Origin of the sequence: Gottfriedia sp. S16(2024), from assembly GCF_050473765.1 — a bacterium.
Lineage (GTDB): Bacteria > Bacillota > Bacilli > Bacillales > Bacillaceae_G > Gottfriedia.
The window spans coordinates 1-20,335 of the sequence record NZ_JBFLUO010000002.1; the positions used below are offsets into that span (position 1 = coordinate 1).

At 33.4% G+C, this 20,335-nt stretch carries 18 protein-coding genes, 5 pseudogenes and 2 riboswitches; of the genes and pseudogenes, 12 read left to right on the forward strand and 11 right to left on the reverse strand.

Annotation, left to right across the window (positions count from 1 at the left end):
- The 6 genes and pseudogenes from AB1282_RS25550 to menC form a co-directional block, all read left to right on the forward strand.
- On the forward strand, positions 1 to 1,074 hold a 1,074-nt coding region (locus tag AB1282_RS25550; protein ID WP_429901248.1), incomplete at its 5' end, for an isochorismate synthase.
- Positions 1,064 to 2,803 (forward strand): 2-succinyl-5-enolpyruvyl-6-hydroxy-3-cyclohexene-1-carboxylic-acid synthase, encoded by a 1,740-nt coding sequence (menD, locus tag AB1282_RS25555; protein ID WP_429898336.1) that lies wholly within the window; start codon positions 1,064 to 1,066, stop codon positions 2,801 to 2,803. The genes AB1282_RS25550 and menD, both read left to right, overlap by 11 nt.
- Positions 2,804 to 2,821: 18 nt before the next feature.
- Positions 2,822 to 3,649 carry a 2-succinyl-6-hydroxy-2,4-cyclohexadiene-1-carboxylate synthase gene (gene menH, locus AB1282_RS25560; protein ID WP_429898335.1) on the forward strand — a complete coding sequence of 276 codons (828 nt, stop codon included), beginning with the start codon at positions 2,822 to 2,824 and terminating at the stop codon, positions 3,647 to 3,649.
- A pseudogene (gene menB / locus AB1282_RS25565) lies at positions 3,646 to 4,463 on the forward strand (1,4-dihydroxy-2-naphthoyl-CoA synthase). Before menH ends, menB begins: the two are co-directional and overlap by 4 nt.
- A gap of 202 nt (positions 4,464 to 4,665) precedes the next feature.
- Positions 4,666 to 6,111: an o-succinylbenzoate--CoA ligase gene (locus AB1282_RS25570; protein ID WP_429901250.1), complete on the forward strand. Its 1,446-nt coding sequence runs from the start codon at positions 4,666 to 4,668 to the stop codon at positions 6,109 to 6,111.
- Positions 6,112 to 6,122: 11 nt separating this feature from the next.
- The gene (gene menC, locus AB1282_RS25575) at positions 6,123 to 7,235 is read left to right on the forward strand and encodes an o-succinylbenzoate synthase (RefSeq protein ID WP_056473279.1); all 1,113 of its coding nucleotides are present in this window, start codon (positions 6,123 to 6,125) and stop codon (positions 7,233 to 7,235) included.
- A gap of 102 nt (positions 7,236 to 7,337) precedes the next feature.
- On the opposite strand, the gene yidD is transcribed toward menC, so the two are convergent.
- A complete protein-coding gene (gene yidD, locus AB1282_RS25580) occupies positions 7,338 to 7,592 on the reverse strand; it encodes a membrane protein insertion efficiency factor YidD (protein WP_056473280.1) in 255 nt (84 codons plus the stop codon).
- 24 nt (positions 7,593 to 7,616) lie between these two features.
- On the reverse strand, positions 7,617 to 7,763 hold the full coding sequence (gene ytzI / locus AB1282_RS25585; RefSeq protein WP_156339697.1) for a YtzI protein: 147 nt from the start codon (positions 7,761 to 7,763) through the stop codon (positions 7,617 to 7,619).
- A 167-nt stretch (positions 7,764 to 7,930) separates the two neighbouring features.
- Between ytzI and ytkD the strand changes: the two genes are divergently transcribed.
- Positions 7,931 to 8,410, forward strand: a complete 480-nt coding sequence (ytkD, locus tag AB1282_RS25590) for an RNA deprotection pyrophosphohydrolase (protein ID WP_056473282.1) — start codon at positions 7,931 to 7,933, stop codon at positions 8,408 to 8,410.
- Between the two features lie 470 nt (positions 8,411 to 8,880).
- On the opposite strand, the gene AB1282_RS25595 is transcribed toward ytkD, so the two are convergent.
- The 4 genes and pseudogenes from AB1282_RS25595 to AB1282_RS25610 all read right to left on the reverse strand — a co-directional run bounded on the left by AB1282_RS25595 (position 8,881) and on the right by AB1282_RS25610 (position 12,112).
- Entirely contained in the window at positions 8,881 to 9,687 is an 807-nt protein-coding gene (locus AB1282_RS25595; protein ID WP_390309569.1) for an ABC transporter permease, read from the reverse strand.
- A 330-nt stretch (positions 9,688 to 10,017) separates the two neighbouring features.
- Positions 10,018 to 10,443 (reverse strand): annotated as a pseudogene (locus tag AB1282_RS25600) (ABC transporter ATP-binding protein); the annotation flags it as partial.
- A 12-nt stretch (positions 10,444 to 10,455) separates the two neighbouring features.
- Positions 10,456 to 11,447: pseudogene (locus AB1282_RS25605) on the reverse strand (ABC transporter substrate-binding protein).
- Positions 11,448 to 11,624: 177 nt separating this feature from the next.
- Positions 11,625 to 12,112: pseudogene (locus AB1282_RS25610) on the reverse strand (Rrf2 family transcriptional regulator).
- A gap of 287 nt (positions 12,113 to 12,399) precedes the next feature.
- Between AB1282_RS25610 and AB1282_RS25615 the strand changes: the two are divergent.
- On the forward strand, positions 12,400 to 12,792 hold the full coding sequence (locus AB1282_RS25615; protein WP_429901252.1) for a carboxymuconolactone decarboxylase family protein: 393 nt from the start codon (positions 12,400 to 12,402) through the stop codon (positions 12,790 to 12,792).
- 109 nt (positions 12,793 to 12,901) lie between these two features.
- On the opposite strand, the gene AB1282_RS25620 is transcribed toward AB1282_RS25615, so the two are convergent.
- Complete coding sequence (locus AB1282_RS25620) at positions 12,902 to 13,387, reverse strand: hypothetical protein (protein ID WP_429901254.1); 486 nt, start codon at positions 13,385 to 13,387, stop codon at positions 12,902 to 12,904.
- 205 nt (positions 13,388 to 13,592) lie between these two features.
- Positions 13,593 to 15,179 (reverse strand): phosphoenolpyruvate carboxykinase (ATP), encoded by a 1,587-nt coding sequence (gene pckA / locus AB1282_RS25625; RefSeq protein ID WP_056473293.1) that lies wholly within the window; start codon positions 15,177 to 15,179, stop codon positions 13,593 to 13,595.
- Between the two features lie 312 nt (positions 15,180 to 15,491).
- Positions 15,492 to 15,606, forward strand: a riboswitch (SAM riboswitch).
- A 208-nt stretch (positions 15,607 to 15,814) separates the two neighbouring features.
- Here pckA and metK point away from each other — a divergent pair.
- Both metK and AB1282_RS25635 read left to right on the forward strand, forming a co-directional pair.
- The gene (gene metK / locus AB1282_RS25630) at positions 15,815 to 17,011 is read left to right on the forward strand and encodes a methionine adenosyltransferase (protein ID WP_056473295.1); all 1,197 of its coding nucleotides are present in this window, start codon (positions 15,815 to 15,817) and stop codon (positions 17,009 to 17,011) included.
- Positions 17,012 to 17,157: 146 nt separating this feature from the next.
- A pseudogene (locus AB1282_RS25635) lies at positions 17,158 to 18,137 on the forward strand (NAD(P)-dependent alcohol dehydrogenase).
- Positions 18,138 to 18,294: 157 nt separating this feature from the next.
- On the opposite strand, the gene AB1282_RS25640 reads toward AB1282_RS25635, so the two are convergent.
- From AB1282_RS25640 to AB1282_RS25650, 3 genes are all read right to left on the reverse strand, one after another.
- Positions 18,295 to 18,459: a hypothetical protein gene (locus AB1282_RS25640; RefSeq protein WP_156339698.1), complete on the reverse strand. Its 165-nt coding sequence runs from the start codon at positions 18,457 to 18,459 to the stop codon at positions 18,295 to 18,297.
- Positions 18,460 to 18,561: 102 nt separating this feature from the next.
- Entirely contained in the window at positions 18,562 to 19,371 is an 810-nt protein-coding gene (locus AB1282_RS25645; RefSeq protein ID WP_429901256.1) for a hypothetical protein, read from the reverse strand.
- Positions 19,332 to 19,535 (reverse strand): hypothetical protein, encoded by a 204-nt coding sequence (locus tag AB1282_RS25650; RefSeq protein WP_429901258.1) that lies wholly within the window; start codon positions 19,533 to 19,535, stop codon positions 19,332 to 19,334. Before AB1282_RS25650 ends, AB1282_RS25645 begins: the two co-directional genes overlap by 40 nt.
- Before the next feature lie 148 nt (positions 19,536 to 19,683).
- Between AB1282_RS25650 and AB1282_RS25655 the strand changes: the two genes are divergently transcribed.
- Together AB1282_RS25655 and AB1282_RS25660 are read left to right on the forward strand one after the other, a co-directional pair.
- Complete coding sequence (locus AB1282_RS25655; protein WP_429901260.1) at positions 19,684 to 19,947, forward strand: hypothetical protein; 264 nt, start codon at positions 19,684 to 19,686, stop codon at positions 19,945 to 19,947.
- The gene (locus tag AB1282_RS25660; RefSeq protein WP_429901262.1) at positions 19,916 to 20,140 is read left to right on the forward strand and encodes a hypothetical protein; all 225 of its coding nucleotides are present in this window, start codon (positions 19,916 to 19,918) and stop codon (positions 20,138 to 20,140) included. Before AB1282_RS25655 ends, AB1282_RS25660 begins: the two co-directional genes overlap by 32 nt.
- Before the next feature lie 98 nt (positions 20,141 to 20,238).
- Positions 20,239 to 20,335: riboswitch (purine riboswitch) on the forward strand.

Consider the following 20,335-nt stretch of genomic DNA (forward strand, 5'->3'; position numbering starts at 1 on the left):
CTTGGGGGTTTCTCTTTTTTTGATAACTATAAAAATGATCAAGATTGGAAGAATTTTGGTACCTCTCATTTCTATGTACCTAAATTAATGGTGACGGTTACAAACGAAGGGACATTCATCACCTCTAATTATGAAATAAATGAACAAACTTCAGTAGAGGATTTATTGCTTCAATATAAAGAATATGATGACTTTTTAGAAAAGTTTGGAATGAAGCAACCAAGCTTTACACAATCAGAATGTATTAACAAAGATGAATTTGAACCAAATGAATGGATTCAGAGTGTAAAAGAAGCAATTCATCAAATGAAAAACGAAAAATTAGAAAAAGTTGTTTTAAATCGAACTTTAAATGCAACATTTTCTTCAGAAGTAAATTCAACAAAAGTAATTTATGAACTAGAAGCAACAAGAAATGTTAACTATGTTATTTCTTATCAATTAAAAGATACTGTATTTATAAGCGCTACACCTGAGAGATTAATTTCTAAGAAAAATAATACAGTTTCTTCGATGTGTCTTGCTGGATCTGCCGCAAAAGGAATAACTAAGGAAGAAAACACAGAAGCAGCCGATTGGTTATTAAATAGTAAAAAAAATAATGGTGAACATGCTTTTGTTGTAAACTATATACGAGAAACGCTCCAACAATATTGTAATGAATTATCAATTCCTTCAACACCAAGAATAATGGCGACAAAAAGTTTATTGCATTTATTCACGCCAGTTGAAGGGAAATTATATAATCATGTTTCTTTATTTGAATTAATTCAAGCATTACATCCAACACCTGCACTTGGAGGATTTCCTAAGGAAGAGGCATGTAAATTAATTCGTGAACTTGAACCTGTGGACCGGGGATGGTATGGTGCACCGATAGGTTGGATTGATTTAAACGGAAATGGTGATTTTGCTGTAGGTATACGTAGTGCCTTAATTAAAGAAGATAAAGCAAAATTATATGCCGGTTGTGGTGTTGTACAAGATTCAAAACCAGAGGAAGAATTTTTTGAAACTGGTGTAAAGTTTCTGCCAATGCTAAATGCATTAGGAGGGTTACGAAATGAAAGATAATGAAGCACTAACAAAATATATTGGTGCTCTTGTAGATGAAATAAGTGCACTAAATATTCAAAACGTTGTAATAAGTCCAGGATCACGCTCTACACCAATATCGATGTTAGTAAATGAGCATCCAAAATTAAAGTCTTATATCGCAGTAGATGAAAGAGGGGCAGCATTTTTTGCTTTAGGTATCGCTAAAAGCACGAAACAGCCTACAGTATTAATCTGTACTTCTGGAACAGCTGCTTCTAACTATATGCCAGCTATCTCTGAAGCAAAAGAATCTAGAATTCCATTAATCGTATTGACAGCTGATCGACCACATGAGCTTCGAGATATAGGCGCACCACAAGCTATGAATCAAATTGGTTTATACGGTTCATTTGTAAAAAAATTCATTGAGCTAGCCTTACCAGAAGCTTCTGAGGCAATGTACCAATATGCACGTTCAAGCGTTAATCGACTTTACCGTTCTTGTGTGACCGCTCCAATGGGGCCAGTACATATGAATGTGCCACTTCGAGAACCACTTGTTCCAAACTTTGCGATTGATGATTTATTTTCAGCAGGAAAGCGTAAAAATTCTGCACACACTATACTTACTGAAACTCTTGCGACAATTTCAAACGAAACAAGTAGTGAGTTCACCAAGCTTTTTCAATCAAAAAGAAAAGGCTTATTAGTTTGTGGTCCATACGTTGAAGAAGGAGCTTTAAAAAAGATTAAAGCTTTAGGGAATTTATTAGACTATCCAGTTCTGTGTGATCCTCTTTCAAATGGAAGAACAATTAGTGGTAATGAAGACTCGAATGTAATTGATACATATGATACATTTCTTCGTTTTGAAGACGTTGTGGATTCACTTGATTCTGAAGTGATCGTACGTTTCGGGGCAATGCCTGTTTCTAAAACGTTTAGCCAATATGTACAAAGGCAAAAAGATTGCGAGCTAATTGTAATTGATGAAGGAGACTTATGGAGGGATCCGACGTTAAAAGCAACTCAAATGATTTCTTGTGATGATATTCAGTTTTGTAATGCAATATTGGAGTCATATCAGAAAACAAGTAGTCTAGAAATAGATTGGTTGAATAAATGGAAAACAATTAATGAAAAAACAAAAAATGGACTACAACAAGCAGAACAGTTTGATGAACTTTTTGAAGGGAAAATCGTTCAAGCTTTAGCAAAAAATTTACTTGAAGAAAGTACATTGTTTGTTTCAAACAGTATGCCTATTCGTGATGTGGATACGTTTTTACTTAGCCAATCTAAAAAGTTAAAAATTGCTTGTAATCGAGGGGTAAATGGAATAGACGGGACAATTGCTACCGCATTAGGAATGGCAGCAGCTGGAGAATGTGTAACATTATTAATTGGAGATTTATCTTTCTATCATGATTTAAATAGTCTAGTCCTTTCTAAACTACATCATTTACCTTTAAGAGTGATACTTGTTAATAATGATGGAGGTGGAATCTTCTCATTTTTACCTCAATCAAAAGAAGAAAAACATTTCGAGGCACTATTCGGAACTCCTTTAGGATTAGAATTCGAGCATGCAACAGCCCTTTTCGGTGGTGTTCATACGAAAATTCAAAATTGGTTTGAGCTTGAAGATGAATTAGCGAAAAAGAATAATGGATTACATGTAATTGAAATTCAGACAAATCGTAAAGAAAATTATGAGCTTCATCAAAAAGTTTGGAGCATTGTAAAAGCAGAATACGAGAAATGAAATTAGGTGTTCTTGTTCATGGAAATTATAATAAATGAGGTCACATATTCATATATTGAATCTGGCCAAGGGCAAACAATTCTATTATTGCATGGTTTCACAGGTTCAAAGGATACATGGGGAAGTTTAATAAGTAAACTAGAAAAAAATTATCATGTAATAGCAATTGATTTATTAGGACATGGAAAGACAGATTGTCCAATTAATGATGAGCGGTATAGAATGGAGTTTGCTGCTAAAGATTTACATGATTTTTTAGTACAAAAGCAAATTAATTCTGTGCATCTATTAGGCTATTCGATGGGAGGTAGACTAGCCCTCTATTTCGCTTTAGCCTATCCAACAAAAATTAGATCGCTTATTTTAGAAAGCTGCACGGCTGGTCTTATAACTGAAAATGAAAGATTAGCTCGAATTGAACAAGACAATCATTTATCTTCAATGATCCTAAATGAAGGTATTGAAGAATTTGTTAATTATTGGGAAAACATTCCGTTATTTTCAACTCAAAAGAATTTGACATTAGAGTCACAGCAAAAGATTAAACAAGAAAGATTAAATCAGTCACCAATTGGCTTAAGTAATAGTCTAAAAGGGATGGGCACGGGCATTCAATCATCTTTATGGAGTGATTTGGAGCAATTTAAAAAACCTACTTTATTAGTTTGCGGCGAATATGATGAAAAGTTTTACTTAATAATGGGGAAAATGAACGAGAGGCTAAAAAATAGCGAAATTATTAAAATTCCACATGCAGGCCATGCAATTCATGTGGAACATTCGGAAAAATTTGCTACAATAGTAATTGGGTTTTTATTGAAAAGTGAAAAGGAGGAAAATTCATGACTATTGAATGGGTACAAGAAAGAAAGTATGAAGAAATTATATATTCTACATATAATGGAATCGCTAAAATTTCAATCAATCGTCCGCACGTACATAACGCATTTACACCATTAACAGTTTCAGAAATGATTGATGCTTTTGCATATGCAAGAGACGACGAAAAAATTGGTGTTATTATTTTAACAGGTGAAGGTGGAAAAGCATTCTGTTCTGGGGAGACCAAAGTGTTCGCGGACACGGTGGTTACGTTGGACAAGACCGCATTCCTCGCCTAAATGTATTAGATTTACAACGTTTAATTCGTGTTATTCCAAAGCCTGTAATTGCAATGGTTGCTGGTTATGCAATTGGTGGAGGTAACGTATTAAACGTAGTATGTGACTTAACAATCGCTGCTGAAAACGCTAAGTTTGGACAAACTGGTCCAAAGGTAGGTAGCTTTGATGCTGGTTATGGTTCAGGCTATTTAGCTCGTATAGTAGGGCACAAAAAAGCTCGTGAAATTTGGTACTTATGCCGTCAATATAATGCACAAGAAGCATTAGATATGGGCTTAGTAAATAAAGTAGTACCTTTAGAAGAATTAGAAGCTGAAACAGTTAAATGGGCTGAAGAAATGCTAGAAAAGAGTCCAACTGCACTTCGCTTCTTAAAAGCAGCAATGAATGCAGATACAGATGGATTAGCTGGACTTCAACAGCTAGCTGGAGATGCAACACTTCTTTACTACACAACTGAAGAAGCAAAAGAAGGTCGCGATGCATTTAAAGAAAAACGTACACCTGATTTCGATAAGTTCCCACGTTTTCCTTGATTTGAAAGATGATAAAAGCTTGATGAGAAATCATCAAGCTTTTTTTGCACATTGAAAGTATAAATTGGCAGCGGAGAAGAAATCTCGTAATTGATTAAATATATGTGCAACTACGCTTCTGTCTACGCCTAAAGGCTCGCCAATCGGAGAGTTTTCTTTAAATAATATTTTGTACATTTTTAAAATAGTCAGGAAGTGTTTTATGATGAACCAAATTCCGAATTTTTTGCTTGAGAGAGTCAGATTAACTCCTAGTCGAATAGCAATTGCAACAGATGGGGACGAAATTACGTTTAAGGAGTTACATGATCGAGTTATCAATCTTGCATACAAATTTCACTATTGTGGCATTAAAGACGGATCTCATGTTTCGGTTTTAATGAATAATTCCGTTGAATTTATAGAAGTTGTTTATGCACTTCATTATATTGGAGCAACATCAATTTTACTGAATATAAGATTAAGTGATGACGAAATAGTATATCAATTAGAAAATAGTGATTCTGAATTTTTAATCGTGGCGAATTCAAATACGATAAAAATACCTGAAAATATAAAACTGTTAAATAGTAATGAAATGGAGAACTGTGGATCTAAGGAATTTCCGATAAAGTCAAATTTTGACGGAGATAAAATCGCAACTATGATGTTCACATCTGGTACAACGGGTTTCCCAAAAGCAGTGTTACAAACTTATTTTAATCATTGGAGCAGTGCAATTGCTTCAGTATTAAATTTAGGATTAGATCATAAAGATGTATGGTTAGTTTGTTTGCCGATGTTCCATGTGGGCGGCTTATCTACTGTATATAAAAGTGCGATTTATGGCATGAAAATTGTGTTAACGAATAAAGCTGATGCACATACCATTAAGGACTGTGTTAAAGAGCATAATGTAACAATTCTATCAGTTGTAACAAAAGTATTAAATGACCTCTTAACGATTGTTGAGGGTACAAATGATTTAAATAGCGTAAGGGCAGCTTTACTTGGTGGAGGACCTGCTCCGTTACCTCTTTTACAAAAGGCAAGAGCATTAAATGTGCCAGTATATCAAACTTACGGAATGACTGAAACTTGTTCACAAATTGCAACCCTTTCTCCTGAATATATGCTTTCTAAAATTGGTTCGGCAGGTAAAGCTTTATTTGGATGTACGCTAGAAATAAGGGACGATCATCGAACTTGTTTACCAAAAGAAGTAGGAGAAATTGTAGTCAAGGGACCAAACGTGAGTAAAGGTTATTATAAACTTGCTAAGTTATCAGATTCGTCTGAGTATCTATATACAGGAGATTTGGGTTATGTAGATGAGGATGGTTTTTTATTTGAAGTTGACCGTCGAAGTGACTTAATTATTTCAGGCGGAGAGAATATATATCCAGCAGAGATTGAATCAGTATTATTATCGCATCCAGATATCATTGAAGCTGGTGTAACAGGCAAAGAAGACCCAAATTGGGGAAAAGTACCTGTTGGATTTGTTGTAAGTAAATCCTCTAATCCTCCGTCACAAGAAGAACTTATCGAGTATTGTCGAGATAAAATCGCAGGGTATAAAATACCAAAGGAAATATTTTATGTAGACAACCTACCAAGAAATGCAACAAACAAGCTAGTTAGAAGAGAGCTACTTAAGCTTCTATAAGGGGAATAAACATGTTGATTTGGCAAATTGAATTATTTTTAATTGAACAGCCTCTAAAAATACCTTTTAAAACAAGCTATGGTACATATGAAAAACGTGAAAGTATTATTGTTAAAATTTTAGATGCTAATGGAATATGCGGTTATGGAGAAGTCGTTGCTTTTTCAGAACCTTGGTATACCGAGGAAACGATTCAAACAGCTCTTCATACTTTAAATGATTTCTTTATACCAACCCTATTAAATAAACAGTTTAATCATCCAAGTGAAATAGCGATCTTATTAAATCAATTTAAAGGCAATCAAATGGCTAAATCTGGGCTTGAAGGTGCATATTGGGATTTGTATAGTAAACTAAATTCAATCACTTTAGCACAAGCTTTAGGGGGCAATAAGGCGGATATACCAGTTGGGGTTGTAATTAGTATAGACGAGCCAATAAAAATGTTGAAACAAATTGGTGCATATATAGAAGAAGGCTATGATCGATTTAAAGTTAAAGTTTCAAAAGAAAATGATTATGAAATTGTATCAACTATACGAAATAGCTATCCAACAATCCCTCTAATGATTGATGCCAATTCAGATTATTCGATTGAAGACATTCCCAAACTAAAAAAATTAGATGAATTTAATCTGTTAATGATTGAACAGCCCTTCGGCGAACGCCAATTCATCGAGCACGCCATTCTTCAAAAGGAAATTTCTACGCCAGTCTGTTTAGATGAAAGTATATGTTCCTTAGAGGATGTTAAAATTGCGTATGAATTAAAAGCTTGCGAAATCATTACTGTAAAGCCTGGGAGAGTCGGGGGATTAACTAAATCAATTGAAATTCATGATTATTGTGTAGAAAAGAATATTCCAATTTGGGTTGGAGGCATGATTGAAACAGGGATTTCTAGAATTCAAAACGTTGCACTAGCATCTCTACCCGGATTTACAATACCAGGAGATATTTCGGCTTCATCTAGACATTGGGAGCAAGATCTCATTTTTCCAGAGGTATCTTTAATAAATGGAAAAGTTAATGTACCGGTTAAACCAGGTTTAGGGGTAGAAGTGGATGAAGAGAGAATCCGAAGCATTTCTAAAAAGATTTATAAATATTCTTCTCAAAAATAGAAATTTGGTAGCTCAGGTCTCCGCTAGGAATTCAACACACAGTCAATCTATATAGAAATAACCTAATAAAAAAATACGATCAAATTAAACTTGTTTTTCGTTTCAAGTTTCTTTGACCGTATCTTTTTTTGTTTCCTTATTTATTTTATCAGGTACAGGATCATATCCACCTGGATGTAGTGGGTGACACTTAAGTATTCTTTTAGTCGTTAAATAGGTTCCTTTAAGCGCACCATGGGTTTGTAATGCCTCTAGTCCATAACTTGAGCAAGTTGGATAGAATCTACATGATGGTGGCGTTGCAGGTGAAATCCATTTTTGATAAAATCTAATGATTCCAATTAAAATTTTATTCATATACAAACCTTTCGTCTGCTAGAATTATTTCTCTTCATGGTTATTTTTCATTTTTACGTCTTCTAGCTTATCGACTTTGTGTTGTACACCATATCCTTTATTTACAGTAAGAACGAAAGCACCGAATACAACAACGATAATAATACCACTAACAATAAATACTCCAGTCATACTATGTCCTCCTAAATAGTTATACTACTATGATATAGTATACTGGCCAATATGCAAGGCAATCAAATATTTTCATAAAAGTTTCAGGAATATTATTTCAATAATGATGAAACATTTTAATAGAAATAGTACAATGGAAAAACAAGTATGAATGTAGGAAGGTTAAAATGTACATATTTAAAGATTTTTACCATAATACAGTTGAATTATCGTTTGAGAAACATCCATTTTCACCCGCTCCAAAACATGTTTGGGTTATTTGTAAATACAATGACCAATGGTTACTTACAGACCACCAAAGAAGAGGTTACGAATTCCCAGGCGGAAAAGTCGAGGAAGGCGAATCACCTGAAGAAGCAGCTAAACGTGAAGTTTTAGAAGAAACAGGTGGAAATGTTTCTAAAATTAAATATTTAGGGCAATACCGTGTTACAGGTAAGGATAAAATTATCATAAAAAATATTTATTTTGCCGAAATAGGAGAACTTTTAACTCAAAAGCACTACTTTGAAACAAACGGCCCTGTATTGTTAGACGAATTTCCACCAAACATAAAAAAAGATCGCCGATTTAGTTTTATCATGCGTGACGAAGTATTTTCACAAAGTTTAAGTTACTTGAATACTAAAAAAAGCTCACTTTTATAAGGTGAGCTTTTTTACTGTTTCATTATAAATTAGACACCGTAATATAAGATTCATGAGTAATCAATTATTAAGATTGAGCTATTTTACTTACTCATGGAGCCTTTATGAGTAACTAACTTTGAAGTTTGAGCTAATATACTTACCCATGAACTGATTAATAAACTGTTATTTTAAGTAAAGGATATTAAATTAGCTTTTTAACGTAACCTTTTTTTGATGAATAAGTTGATTGGAATGGAGGGTGGCTCGACTCCTATGGGATATGCGGGAAGGCTGAGACCCCGCAGGCTCACCGAGGAGGCTCAGGTCTCGCCCTATCAATCACCCCGTAGTGGAAATCATCATCACTCTACTCTTTTACGAAAATTTGGTAATTAATTGACAAGATTATTTTTGAACGGCGTGAAAAAAGCTCACTAAGTTAAGTGAGCTTTTTTACGTTCCTATACTTTTTCTCAAATTACCTCAAATTATTTCTTTATAGTTTTTCTTTCAATAAATTCAACAATAATATACATCAAACCAGCACATACACTTATGATAAATACACTCATTAGAACAAGAGTGAAATTAAATACTTGGAAACCATAAACGATTAAATAGCCAAGTCCGCTTTTTGAAACTAAGAACTCTCCGACAATCACTCCTACCCAAGCTAATCCGACATTTACTTTTAATGTGGAAATGACGGTAGGTATACTAGCAGGAAAGATCACATTTTTAAAGATTTGAGTTTTAGTAGCTCCAAAACTTTTAATGACTTTTACATAATTTTCATCTACCTGTAAGAAGGCTTGATAGATAACCAGCGCTGTTATGACAAAACTTATTATGATTCCCATCGCAATAATGGACGAATATGAAGGACCAAAAATTACAATGATGATTGGACCAAGAGCGACTTTTGGCATGGCATTAAAGACTACTAAGAATGGATCAAGGACTTTCGAGGCAAATGGATACCACCAAAGAATGATGGCCAGAATGACCCCGATAATTGTTCCTAAAATAAATCCTACGAGAGTTTCAGTGATTGTAGTCATAGCATCATGATAAATAGAGCCATCTCCCAATTTTGCGCTGAGTAAATCGTAAATTTTAGTAGGTGAACTAAACAATAAAGGATCAATTATTCTTCGATGACTTAAAAGCTCCCAAGCTATAAAAAAGACAATAATAATTAATAGTTGGAAGAAAAATATGAGTAGCTTTTTACGGCGATTTTTTTTGACGATACTGGCGTGATAGGATTTTAGTTCGTCATTTACTTTAGCCACGTTTCTCCAACTCCTTCCAAATCGCAGAAACATAAGAAGAAAAGAGTGATTGGTGTCGTGTTTCAAAAGGGAGCGAATACGTAATTCTTCTGGTAAATTGAAAATTTTTGATATTTTAGTAGGAGCATTTGTTAGCGTAATAACCCGATCACACATGGCTACTGCTTCTTCAATATCGTGTGTTACTAAGATAGCAGTAGTATTTAACTTCTTAAATAAGTTGAAAACTAACTCTTCAAGCTTTACTTTATTTTGATAATCTAGAGCGGAAAATGGTTCATCTAATAATACAATTGATGGACTTGTAGAAAGAGTTCTTACTAATGCAACACGTTGTCTCATCCCACCGGATAGTTCTCTTGGGTATGCATTTTCATAATCCTTTAATCCAACTTCATTTAACAATTCTAGCGTTCGATTTTTATTTTCTTCGGTATCCTTATCTAGAATCTGAAGACCTAGAAAGATATTTTCTTTAATTGTTTTCCAAGGGAATAAATAGTCATGCTGAAGCATGTAACCAATTTCTCCCGATTTTATATCATAAGGCTTACCTTTAAACTTTACTGAACCGTCATATGGGGTAAGCAATGAAGAAATGATCGATAAAAGTGTGCTTTTTCCGCAGCCACTTGGACCTAATACAGATACAAATTCACCTTTTTCAACTTCAAACGTTAAGCCATCCAATATTTTAATTGCCTTTTCCTTCGATAAAAATACATGAGAAATATCATTAACTGTTAGATAACTCATTTTGTTAACCTACTACTTCTCCGTAGATTTTTCGGCAAATTTTGTATCTACTAAAACTGAGTGTGGAACTTCTTTTGGTAATACACCAGAGTTCTTCATAATCTTTTGAAGATTATTCCACTCATCTTTTTCTAATATTGGATTTGTTGAATAAGAATTTTGAGACTTATAGCGATCTATAACTTTTATTGAAATGTCTAAAGGAGTATCTTTAAAGAATGGTGCTACACTTTTGCAATCTCTTCTGCAGAGTGAGTATCAACCCATTGTTCAGCTTCATATATTGCATCTGTAAATTGTTGAGCTGTTTTCGCATTTTTCTTCAAATAACTTTCTTTTGCTATAAAAGCAGTGTAAGGTACTTTTCCAGATTCCAAGCCGAATGAAGCAACGATTTTACCTCTTCCTTCTTTTTCCATAATACTTGCGGTAGGTTCAAATAATTGAACATATTCTCCAGTACCTGAAGCATATGCATTCGCGATATTTGCGAAGTCAATATTCTGAATAAGGTTCAAATCTTTATGTGGATCGATCCCATGTTTACTTAGGACATATTCGCCAACCATTTGTGGCATTCCACCTTTTCTTTGACCTAAAAATGTTTTGCCTCTTAGTTGATCCCAATTAAATGGTACCGTTTGATTTCTAGCTACTAGAAATGTGCCATCAGTTTGAGTCAATTGGGCAAAGCTTTTCACTGGGTCATTTGCACCTTGAGCGTATACATATATTGTTGTTTCAGGCCCAACTAATCCTATATCTGCACCGTTTGACAATACAGCAGTCATAGTTTTATCTCCACCAGCAGTAGTTGTGATCTCAACATCCAATCCATGCTTTTTGAAGATTCCTTCACTAATAGCCACATATTGAGGTGCATAGAATAATGAGTGTGTCACTTCTGCAACTCTCACCTTTGTAGTACCATCTTTAGGTTTATCTTTCGAACATGCACCTAAAATAGAAGCAACTAATAAAAACAAAATAACGAGCCATTTGATTTTCATTTAATCCCTCCTAATCGAAAATATACAATTAGCCTATGCAATAGGAGAAAATGGGTGAATGCGGAGTACTGACTCTACTAAAATAGCTCGGTTACTTATGTGTAAGTCTTTAGGTGGTTGAACAAAGAAAAACCTCTCTTACTTCCTTTTTTAGGAAATTAGAGAGGTTTTTTATTTACTCTTTGAAAAAAAATTTCGAGTATCTTCCCGTATTTCGTTAGGTAAAACACTTTCTAATTCTTTGTTTAACCATGAAAGTGTTTTATTACGTAAATAATCATGCATTTTTTCTTCGGCAGAGAGCATGACTAAATTAATCGTGCAGGTGGCACTTGGAGTACAACCTTTTTCTCTATAAAGATATCCGTTATCTTTAATATTTTTACATTGAAAGATTGGTTTAGGACCTTCAATTGCTTCAATTACATCCCAAAAAGAAATTTCTTCTGGTGACTTGGCAAGTTTGAAGCCACCCTTAACTCCGGAACGGAACTTACAATACCAGCTTTAGACAGCTTACTAAAAATCTTTGAAAGATATGTATCTGAAACACCTTGAAAGAAGGATAGTTCCTTTATTCCAATTGGAGAATCTTCAGGAGTGTCAATTAAATAAACAAGGCAATGAAGTGCATACTCAACTCCAACGCTATATTGCATGAAAACACCTTCTTCATAAATGAGATTATTTTTAATTAATCTTAGAAATGTTTTATTTCTTTGTCAAACATTTACTTTTAAGAACAATTCAAACGTAAAAGGTGTTTGACATAATGAAATAAACGTTTTAATATAGATAATGTGAATCGTAGATTAACTTTGTCGCTAATTTAAGTATTTCCAAAAACTACATTTAGTTCAATTATTTTTAGAATTAACTTTTTTAGGGGAATTAAAATGGAAAAACAAATTAATTATTCAAAATTAGCACAGAAGCACTTAAAATAATGATGGAAATGGAAAAGTATATTAAAACAACGGGTATAGATCATAAACTTCGTGAACTGATTAAAATTCGTGCTTCACAAATAAATGGTTGTGCATTTTGCCTTGACATGCATTCCTCTGAAGCGAGGGAAATAGGAGAAACTGAACAACGTTTATACTGTGTTAGTGCATGGAGAGATTGTGATTTTTACACAGATGCTGAAAAAGCAGCTTTGGAGTTAACTGAGCATATTACACTAATTTCGAATAAAGGTATATCTGCTGATCTATATAATCGTGTAAGTAAACACTTTAGCGAAAAAGAATACGTAAATCTTGTATTCACAATCAATCAAATTAACAGTTGGAATCGTATCTCTATTTCAATGGGGAATAGACCAGTTGAAAAATAATATCCTAATAAAACTTAAAAAATAAAAATGAGCCGAAGATTGGCTCATTTTTTATATGTAACTTTTCAATTCTTATTAAAATTTTTTACTTTTATAACAATGCTTTTTATTAATTTATTTTCATTAGAAAAAATTTTATAGTGTAAAGATCATGATGATTTTTAATATAATTTTTTTGATCTATTGTTATATTTGAAGTAGCAATAGAACTAGAGAGATTAAAAACGGCTCTTCCATTATTGATTTTGTATCTTTGATTATGATTGATTTCTTCAATATTGACTCCAAATATTGTTTGGACTTTTTTAGGTAGTAGGATTTCTATTTGAGCATTTTCTATATCGTTTTTATAACGTTCTGGTACTGATAAGACCAAATAATATTCAACTCCATAAAGTAATTGATTATCCACAGAATCTTTGATCTCATAATATCTTTTGGATAATGATTCAATTTTTGGCTCAATTTCTTTAGAAGATAGTGAAACATGCTTATCTAAATTTTTAGACGAGGTACCAGTATTAAATAAAAACAAGGAAGTTAATAAAATTGCAGTAAATGAAAAAATCAGAGTTAATATCTTTATGGATCTCATTTTAATCCTCCATTTAATTCGATAAATAAATAGTGATTATTATCCATGTTCAGTTTATTTAATGTTACTTTAATCTTATTCTTTAAATGTTAATAATTTCCTTTTAATGAGTGAGGTTGTTTTTTAATACTGAAAATAAAAAGAGGCTACCAATAAGTCATAAATCCCGACTTATTGGACAGCCTTTACATTTTACTTTATTAGATTATTTTAAAGGTCCACCAAGTTCAGCCAATTGAGCATCAAAGCCTTCAAACTTTTTGAAGTTTTCTTTGAATTTAGTTACTAATTCAAGAGCTTTTTGATCATAAGCTGATTTATCTTCCCAAGTTGTTGAAGGGACTAATACGCTATCAGGTACACCAGGTACATGAGTTGGAATTGCTAAACCGAAAAACTCATCTTGAGTAGTTTCAATGTTGTTTAAATCACCTTCAAGTGCAGCGTGAACCATTGCTCTTGTGTAAGATAGATTCATACGTTTACCAACACCGTATTCTCCACCAGTCCAACCAGTGTTTACTAAGAATACATTTACATTATGCTTTTCAATTTTTTCACCAAGCATTTTTGCATATTCTACAGCTGGAAGCGGTAAGAATGGTGATCCGAAACATGTTGAGAATGTTACTTGTGGAGAAGTAACACCACGCTCAGTACCTGCTAATTTACTAGTAAATCCACTTAAGAAGTGGTACATAGCTTGCTCTTTTGTTAATTTACTGATTGGAGGTAATACTCCAAATGCATCAGCAGTTAAAAAGATAATTGCATGTGGATGTCCAGCAACGCTTGGCTCAATGATATTTTGAATTGCTTGCATTGGGTATGCAGCACGAGTATTTTCTGTTAAAGTTGTATCATCATAGTCAGCTAAACGGCTATCAGGTTTAACAACTACATTTTCTAAAACTGTACCAAATTTAATTGCAGAGAAAATTTGTGGCTCTTTTTCAAATGTTAAATTGATACATTTAGCGTAGCAACCGCCTTCAATATTGAATACACCATTATCTGACCAGCCGTGCTCGTCATCACCGATTAGTTTACGGTCTGCATCTGCAGATAATGTAGTTTTACCAGTTCCTGAAAGTCCAAAGAATAATGCTACATCGCCTTCGCTACCAACGTTAGCAGAACAGTGCATTGGTAAAACATTATTTTGTGGTAATAGGAAATTCATGATTGAGAAAATAGATTTTTTCATTTCTCCAGCATATTCCGTACCACCAATTAAGATTATTTTCTTTTCAAATGATACAATAACAAATGCCTCTGAATTTGTTCCATCAACTACAGGGTCTGCTTTAAATGTCGGAGCAGAAACAATTGTAAACTCTGCTTCATGTGTTGTAAGTTCTTGCTCAGTTGGGCGAATAAATAATTGATGAGCAAATAAGTTGTGCCATGCAAATTCGTTAATTACTTGGATAGGTAAACGATACTCAGTATCTGCACCAGCAAATCCTTTAAATAAGAATAATTCGTTACGATCTTTTAAGTAGTTAAGTACTTTGCTATATAATTTTTCGAATACGTCAGCAGAGATTGGTTGATTTACTGAACCCCAATCGATTAAATTTTCAACAGATGCCTCTTGTACAATAAATTTATCTTTAGGTGAACGTCCAGTATATTTGCCTGTTGAAACGCTAACTGCTCCCGTTGACGTTAAAATTCCTTCTTGTCTTGTTAGGACTTTTTCAACTAACTCAGAAACGCTTAGTTGGTTATACATTTGATTACTAGTAAGTAATTCGTTTAATTCAAAGTTTACATCAACTGTCTTCATATACTAATACCATCCTTTAAATATAATTTGTCTGCCATGTAGGTATCTCGATAAATAGTATAACACATTTATTTTAATAGTGTATACTATTAGTTGGCAAAATGTGTTATGAATTTGATTAAAAAATAAATTTGAGCAAAATTTACTTATTAAATGAAGTAAGTTATTTAAATGTAAGTATAATAATTAGTAATTTCCCATTAAATAGAAATGAATGTAGGGATAAAGTTATTGTAGAATTATGTCTAAGTTATGATGAAAATTGTTGACAAGAAAGTGAAATTTTAATATGATACTTTTCATACGGATACTCTCTTATCCCGAGTAGGTGGAGGGATACAGGCCCTACGAAGCCCAGCAACCTCACTTTTAGTGAAAGGTGCTGAACCTGATGCAAGACTATTTTTTATGTCTTGGACGATAAGAGCGAAAGGCAAATACCAAGAACCCTTTCCTCAGGTAATATTTGATAAGAGGAAGGCTTTTTTTTTGCTCAAAACTTAAATACAGTGGCAATTTCGTAATTTACACTGAGTTATCTTTATCTTAAATGGGAAACATAGGAATAGGAACAAACTTTTTATTCTTATGTTGAGAAAAAAGAGATCCGTCAATTCAATTTAGGAGGGGACTCAATGTCACAACGTCGTTTATTTACTTCAGAATCAGTTACAGAAGGACATCCAGATAAAATCTGTGACCAAATCTCAGATTCAATTCTTGATGCAATTTTAGCAAATGATCCGAATGCTCGTGTAGCAGCGGAAACTTCAGTTACAACAGGTTTAGTACTTGTTGCAGGTGAAATTACAACTTCTACTTATGTAGATATCCCAAAAATCGTTCGCGAAACAATCCGTGAAATCGGTTATGACCGTGCAAAATACGGATTTGATGCAGATACATGTGCAGTTTTAACTTCTATTGATGAGCAATCAGCAGATATCGCTTTAGGTGTAGACCAAGCATTAGAAGCTCGTGAAGGTAGCATGACAGATGAAGAAATTGAAGCAATCGGTGCAGGAGACCAAGGTTTAATGTTCGGTTTTGCTGTTAATGAAACACCTGAATTAATGCCACTTCCAATTTCATTATCTCACAAAATTGCACGCCGTTTAACTGAAGTTAGAAAAAATGAAACAGTTTCTTACTTACGTCCAGACGGTAAAACTCAAGTAACAGTTGAGTATGATGAAAACAACAAACCAGTTCGTATTGATGCAATCGTTGTATCAACACAACATGGTCCAGAAGCTACTCAAGCTCAAATTGAAAATGATATTAAAGAACTTGTAATCAAACCAGTTGTACCAGCTGAGTTAATTGATGAAAACACAAAATTCTTTATCAACCCAACAGGTCGTTTCGTAATCGGTGGACCTCAAGGTGATGCAGGTTTAACAGGTCGTAAAATTATTGTTGATACTTACGGTGGATATGCTCGTCACGGTGGTGGCGCATTCTCTGGTAAAGATGCAACTAAAGTTGACCGTTCTGCTGCTTACGCTGCACGTTACGTTGCGAAAAACATCGTAGCTGCTGGCTTAGCTGATAAAGCTGAAGTTCAATTAGCATATGCAATTGGTGTAGCTAAACCAGTTTCAATCGCTATTGATACTTTTGGTACAGGTAAAGTTTCAGAAGAAAAATTAGTTGAAGTAATTCGCAACAACTTCGACCTACGTCCAGCTGGAATTATTAAAATGCTTGACCTACGTCGTCCAATTTACAAACAAACTGCTGCTTATGGTCACTTTGGCCGTACAGATATCGATCTTCCTTGGGAGCGTACTGACAAAGCAGAAGTTTTAAAAACTGAAGCAGGTCTATAATAAAATGATTAAGGCTGAATATGGCATATGCTATATTCAGTCTTTTTTGTTTAATTAGAATTACGAATTACATTACATATAGGTATACTTAAAAATCATTTTTCATAGGTTAAATGACTGAATTAAAGTTTGTAATGGAGGAACCTATGAAAGCGATTATATGTACAAAATATGGTCCACCAGAAGTTCTTCAAATAACAGAAGTTGAAAAACCAAAATTAAAAATGAAGAAGTATTAATTAAAATACATGCATCAACTGTAACAGCAGGTGGTGTAAAACTTCGAAGCTCCGATTTTCCATATATGTACTGGCTGCCTTCCCGCCTAATGTTTGGCCTTACCAAGCCGAAAAATAAAATAACAGGTTGTGAGCTTGCGGGAGAAATAGTAACAGTTGGCAAAAACGTAAGAAATTTTAAAACAGGTGATCAAGTTTTTGGGTATAGTGGATTTACTTTTGGGGCTAATGCTGAATATATCTCTTTACATGAAGAAGGTGTTCTAGCTAAAAAACCAATAAATATGACATTTGAGCAAGCTGCAGCAGTACCTGTTGGGGCGATTACAGCATTACATTTTCTAAGGAAAAGTATTATTCAAAATGGACAAAAAGTACTTATTTATGGTGCTTCAGGAAGTGTTGGAACCTATGCAATTCAGCTAGCTAAATATTTTGGTACAGAAGTTACTGCTTTATGTAGTACATCAAATTTAGAATTGGTGAGATCTTTAGGAGCAAATGAAGTTATAGATTATACAAATGAAGATTTTGCTAAGAGTAAGAAAACTTACGACATTATCTTTGATACGGTAGGGAAGAGCTCCTTTTCAAATTGTAAAAGATTGCTTAACAAAGATGGCGTCTATTTATTAAGTGCAGTATGGAAGCTTTCGGTTTATTTTCAAGCGATTTGGAGTAATTTATTTGATAACAAAAAGGCAATACTTGGTGTAGCAAATATGAACAATGAAGATTTAAACTATATAAAAGCACTGATTGAAGCGGATAAGTTAAAAGCTGTTATTGATCGACAATACCCACTTGATCAAATTGTGGAAGCCCATCGTTATGTTGAAAAAGGGCATAAGAAGGGGAATGTCGTTATTAACATTCGAGGGATATGAGACTGTTGACAAACTCTAGCTTTCTTCGTTAAAATCGCCTGCTTGTACCATGTTCACTACAATTTTAGGTAACACTTACGCTTCGAAAGACAAGTACAACTTTTTAACTTTATCTACACAAAGAAATCCCTCAAAATGACCTTTTGAGGGATTTCTTTTATAAGTTTTCATTTTGCTGTCTAATTTCTTCTCCAGCTAATATTATATTAGTCGTTTCAATTTTACGGTGCTCATCCACAGAATGCCCTGGATCGAGATTATTAAGGTCTGCTTGTATTTTCATTTGCTCTTCATTTATGAGTGGTTTATCTTTTTTGCTCAATTATATTACCTCCAATATAAATAGTAGAAAGTCGATGAAACTCATCGTTGTTTTAGTCTTAACGAATTGACTAACTTCATTCAAATTTATAGAAGTAATGATTTACACGCTTAATTCATTTATTAATTTTTGAAAGGTTAGATAAGCAGGCTTAATAGTATAATCATCCTTCATAATTCCAAATTGATGAAATAGGTCGTCTTTGGAACTATCAGCATCCCTTAAACCAAAAAATTCATAATGAGTAATATTTAGTTCCTGACGCAATGAATAGACTGTTCGAATAATTTTTTCGAGTACGATTGATTGTTGTTCATATGACCTTTCAATTTGGATAAACGGATTTTTCCCGGTTGGCCATCCATTCTCTGTAATGTGAATTGGAAGAGTGGAAGGGAAACCATTACTATTCAATGTTTCTCTAAATTTTCGTAGTATGTTTTCTACTGAAACAGCAACTTCCTCAATTTTTAATGGTTCCTCAAATACATCCACATAAAAATTATGACCTACATAATCAATTGAATGAATTAATTCGTCCCCACCAATTTTTATTAGATTTTCCCAAAAATGTGGAATTGTCTCTTCTCCCTCAGGTACAGAGCCAAATCCAATTTTAATAGGTAAATTTCTTTTTTCAATTTCTTTTTTTGCAGTTAGAACACCTTGTACAAGCGCTTCTAATACATATGGTTTAGATCCATCCATAAACGATAAATTAGGCTCATTCGTGATTTGAATTGAATCAAGGAAGATGCCAAATTCTTTAATTACTTTACGAACAAAATTCAACCAATAATCCAGTGACAGGCTTGGATCCATAAGGCAGCCAATTGTTAAATCACCTAATAAACCTGCGTTTTTATATCGATTTAGAGCATTAAATACTTTTTCTTCTGTTCCTGGTCCCATATAGACAGCATACATTCTTGGTAAAGCTGATTAGAATTACCCTTTAGCTCTTTAAGAGCAGAGGATATTTTTTCATAATTATCTTCGGGACCTGTAGCTAATCCTATAGGTGTACCAGCTACGCTAAGTGGATAGATACCAAAAGTTAATCCAGTTGAATTCATCTGTATCACTCCTTCAGTTTACTAGTAAATAAATATTTACTTGTTAAATTGGTTTTATTTATATAAATATGATATTATCGAATAAATAATAAACTTTTATTTACTATATGTCAATTTTGAAATTTTTTCTAGAAAGGTTTTTAATAAAATGAATTCAAATCCAAATCAAATTGCAGAGAAGTTTATCCAACTACTTCCTCTAGTTTTTAATAAGTTCAACAAGCCGAGCTCAAAAAATTCTTTAAAGAATAAGCAGTCCGAGTTAACGCATTTACAAAGTCATATACTAGAAGAATTGTTTCAAACAGTAGATGGAATCTCAATTACAGAGCTAGCTCAAAATATAAGTATTTGCAAAACAGCAAATGACTCCATTAATTATGAAATTAGAAGAAAAAGAATATGTATCTAAAATTCAGGATCTGAATGATAAACGAAGTGTAAAAATTATACTTACTGAAAAAGGAAAAAACGTTGTCACAAAACGATGGGAAGATTTTTATCATATTTTTTGCGAGCGGATTGGTCAACTTCACGAGGAGGACTTGCTTGATTTAGATTATTCAATGCACAAGATCATAAAAATACTTGGCAAATTAGAGTAGAGAGTATATAAAAGTGGAGGAATCTGGATGATGACTTCTCGCGTTTGCTAAATTATGGAAATACTTGAACAAAACTTACTAATCATATATTATATTTTAATATAACAACATACAAAACTTGTATAACCTCGTTGATATGGTATGAGGGTCTCTACCAGGAACCGTAAAATCCTGATTACGAAGAAGATGTAATTT

Bases quoted from the DNA above. Each gene is read 5' to 3' on its own strand.
- menD (WP_429898336.1), top strand. From the start codon at position 1,064: ATGAAAGATAATGAAGCACTAACAAAATATATTGGTGCTCTTGTAGAT.
- menH (WP_429898335.1), top strand. From the start codon at position 2,822: ATGGAAATTATAATAAATGAGGTCACATATTCATATATTGAATCTGGC.
- AB1282_RS25570 (WP_429901250.1), top strand. From the start codon at position 4,666: ATGATGAACCAAATTCCGAATTTTTTGCTTGAGAGAGTCAGATTAACT.
- menC (WP_056473279.1), top strand. From the start codon at position 6,123: ATGTTGATTTGGCAAATTGAATTATTTTTAATTGAACAGCCTCTAAAA.
- yidD (WP_056473280.1), bottom strand. From the start codon at position 7,592: ATGAATAAAATTTTAATTGGAATCATTAGATTTTATCAAAAATGGATT.
- ytzI (WP_156339697.1), bottom strand. From the start codon at position 7,763: ATGACTGGAGTATTTATTGTTAGTGGTATTATTATCGTTGTTGTATTC.
- ytkD (WP_056473282.1), top strand. From the start codon at position 7,931: ATGTACATATTTAAAGATTTTTACCATAATACAGTTGAATTATCGTTT.
- AB1282_RS25615 (WP_429901252.1), top strand. From the start codon at position 12,400: ATGATGGAAATGGAAAAGTATATTAAAACAACGGGTATAGATCATAAA.
- AB1282_RS25620 (WP_429901254.1), bottom strand. From the start codon at position 13,387: ATGAGATCCATAAAGATATTAACTCTGATTTTTTCATTTACTGCAATT.
- pckA (WP_056473293.1), bottom strand. From the start codon at position 15,179: ATGAAGACAGTTGATGTAAACTTTGAATTAAACGAATTACTTACTAGT.
- metK (WP_056473295.1), top strand. From the start codon at position 15,815: ATGTCACAACGTCGTTTATTTACTTCAGAATCAGTTACAGAAGGACAT.
- AB1282_RS25645 (WP_429901256.1), bottom strand. From the start codon at position 19,371: ATGGGACCAGGAACAGAAGAAAAAGTATTTAATGCTCTAAATCGATAT.
- AB1282_RS25650 (WP_429901258.1), bottom strand. From the start codon at position 19,535: ATGAATTCAACTGGATTAACTTTTGGTATCTATCCACTTAGCGTAGCT.
- AB1282_RS25655 (WP_429901260.1), top strand. From the start codon at position 19,684: ATGAATTCAAATCCAAATCAAATTGCAGAGAAGTTTATCCAACTACTT.
- AB1282_RS25660 (WP_429901262.1), top strand. From the start codon at position 19,916: ATGAAATTAGAAGAAAAAGAATATGTATCTAAAATTCAGGATCTGAAT.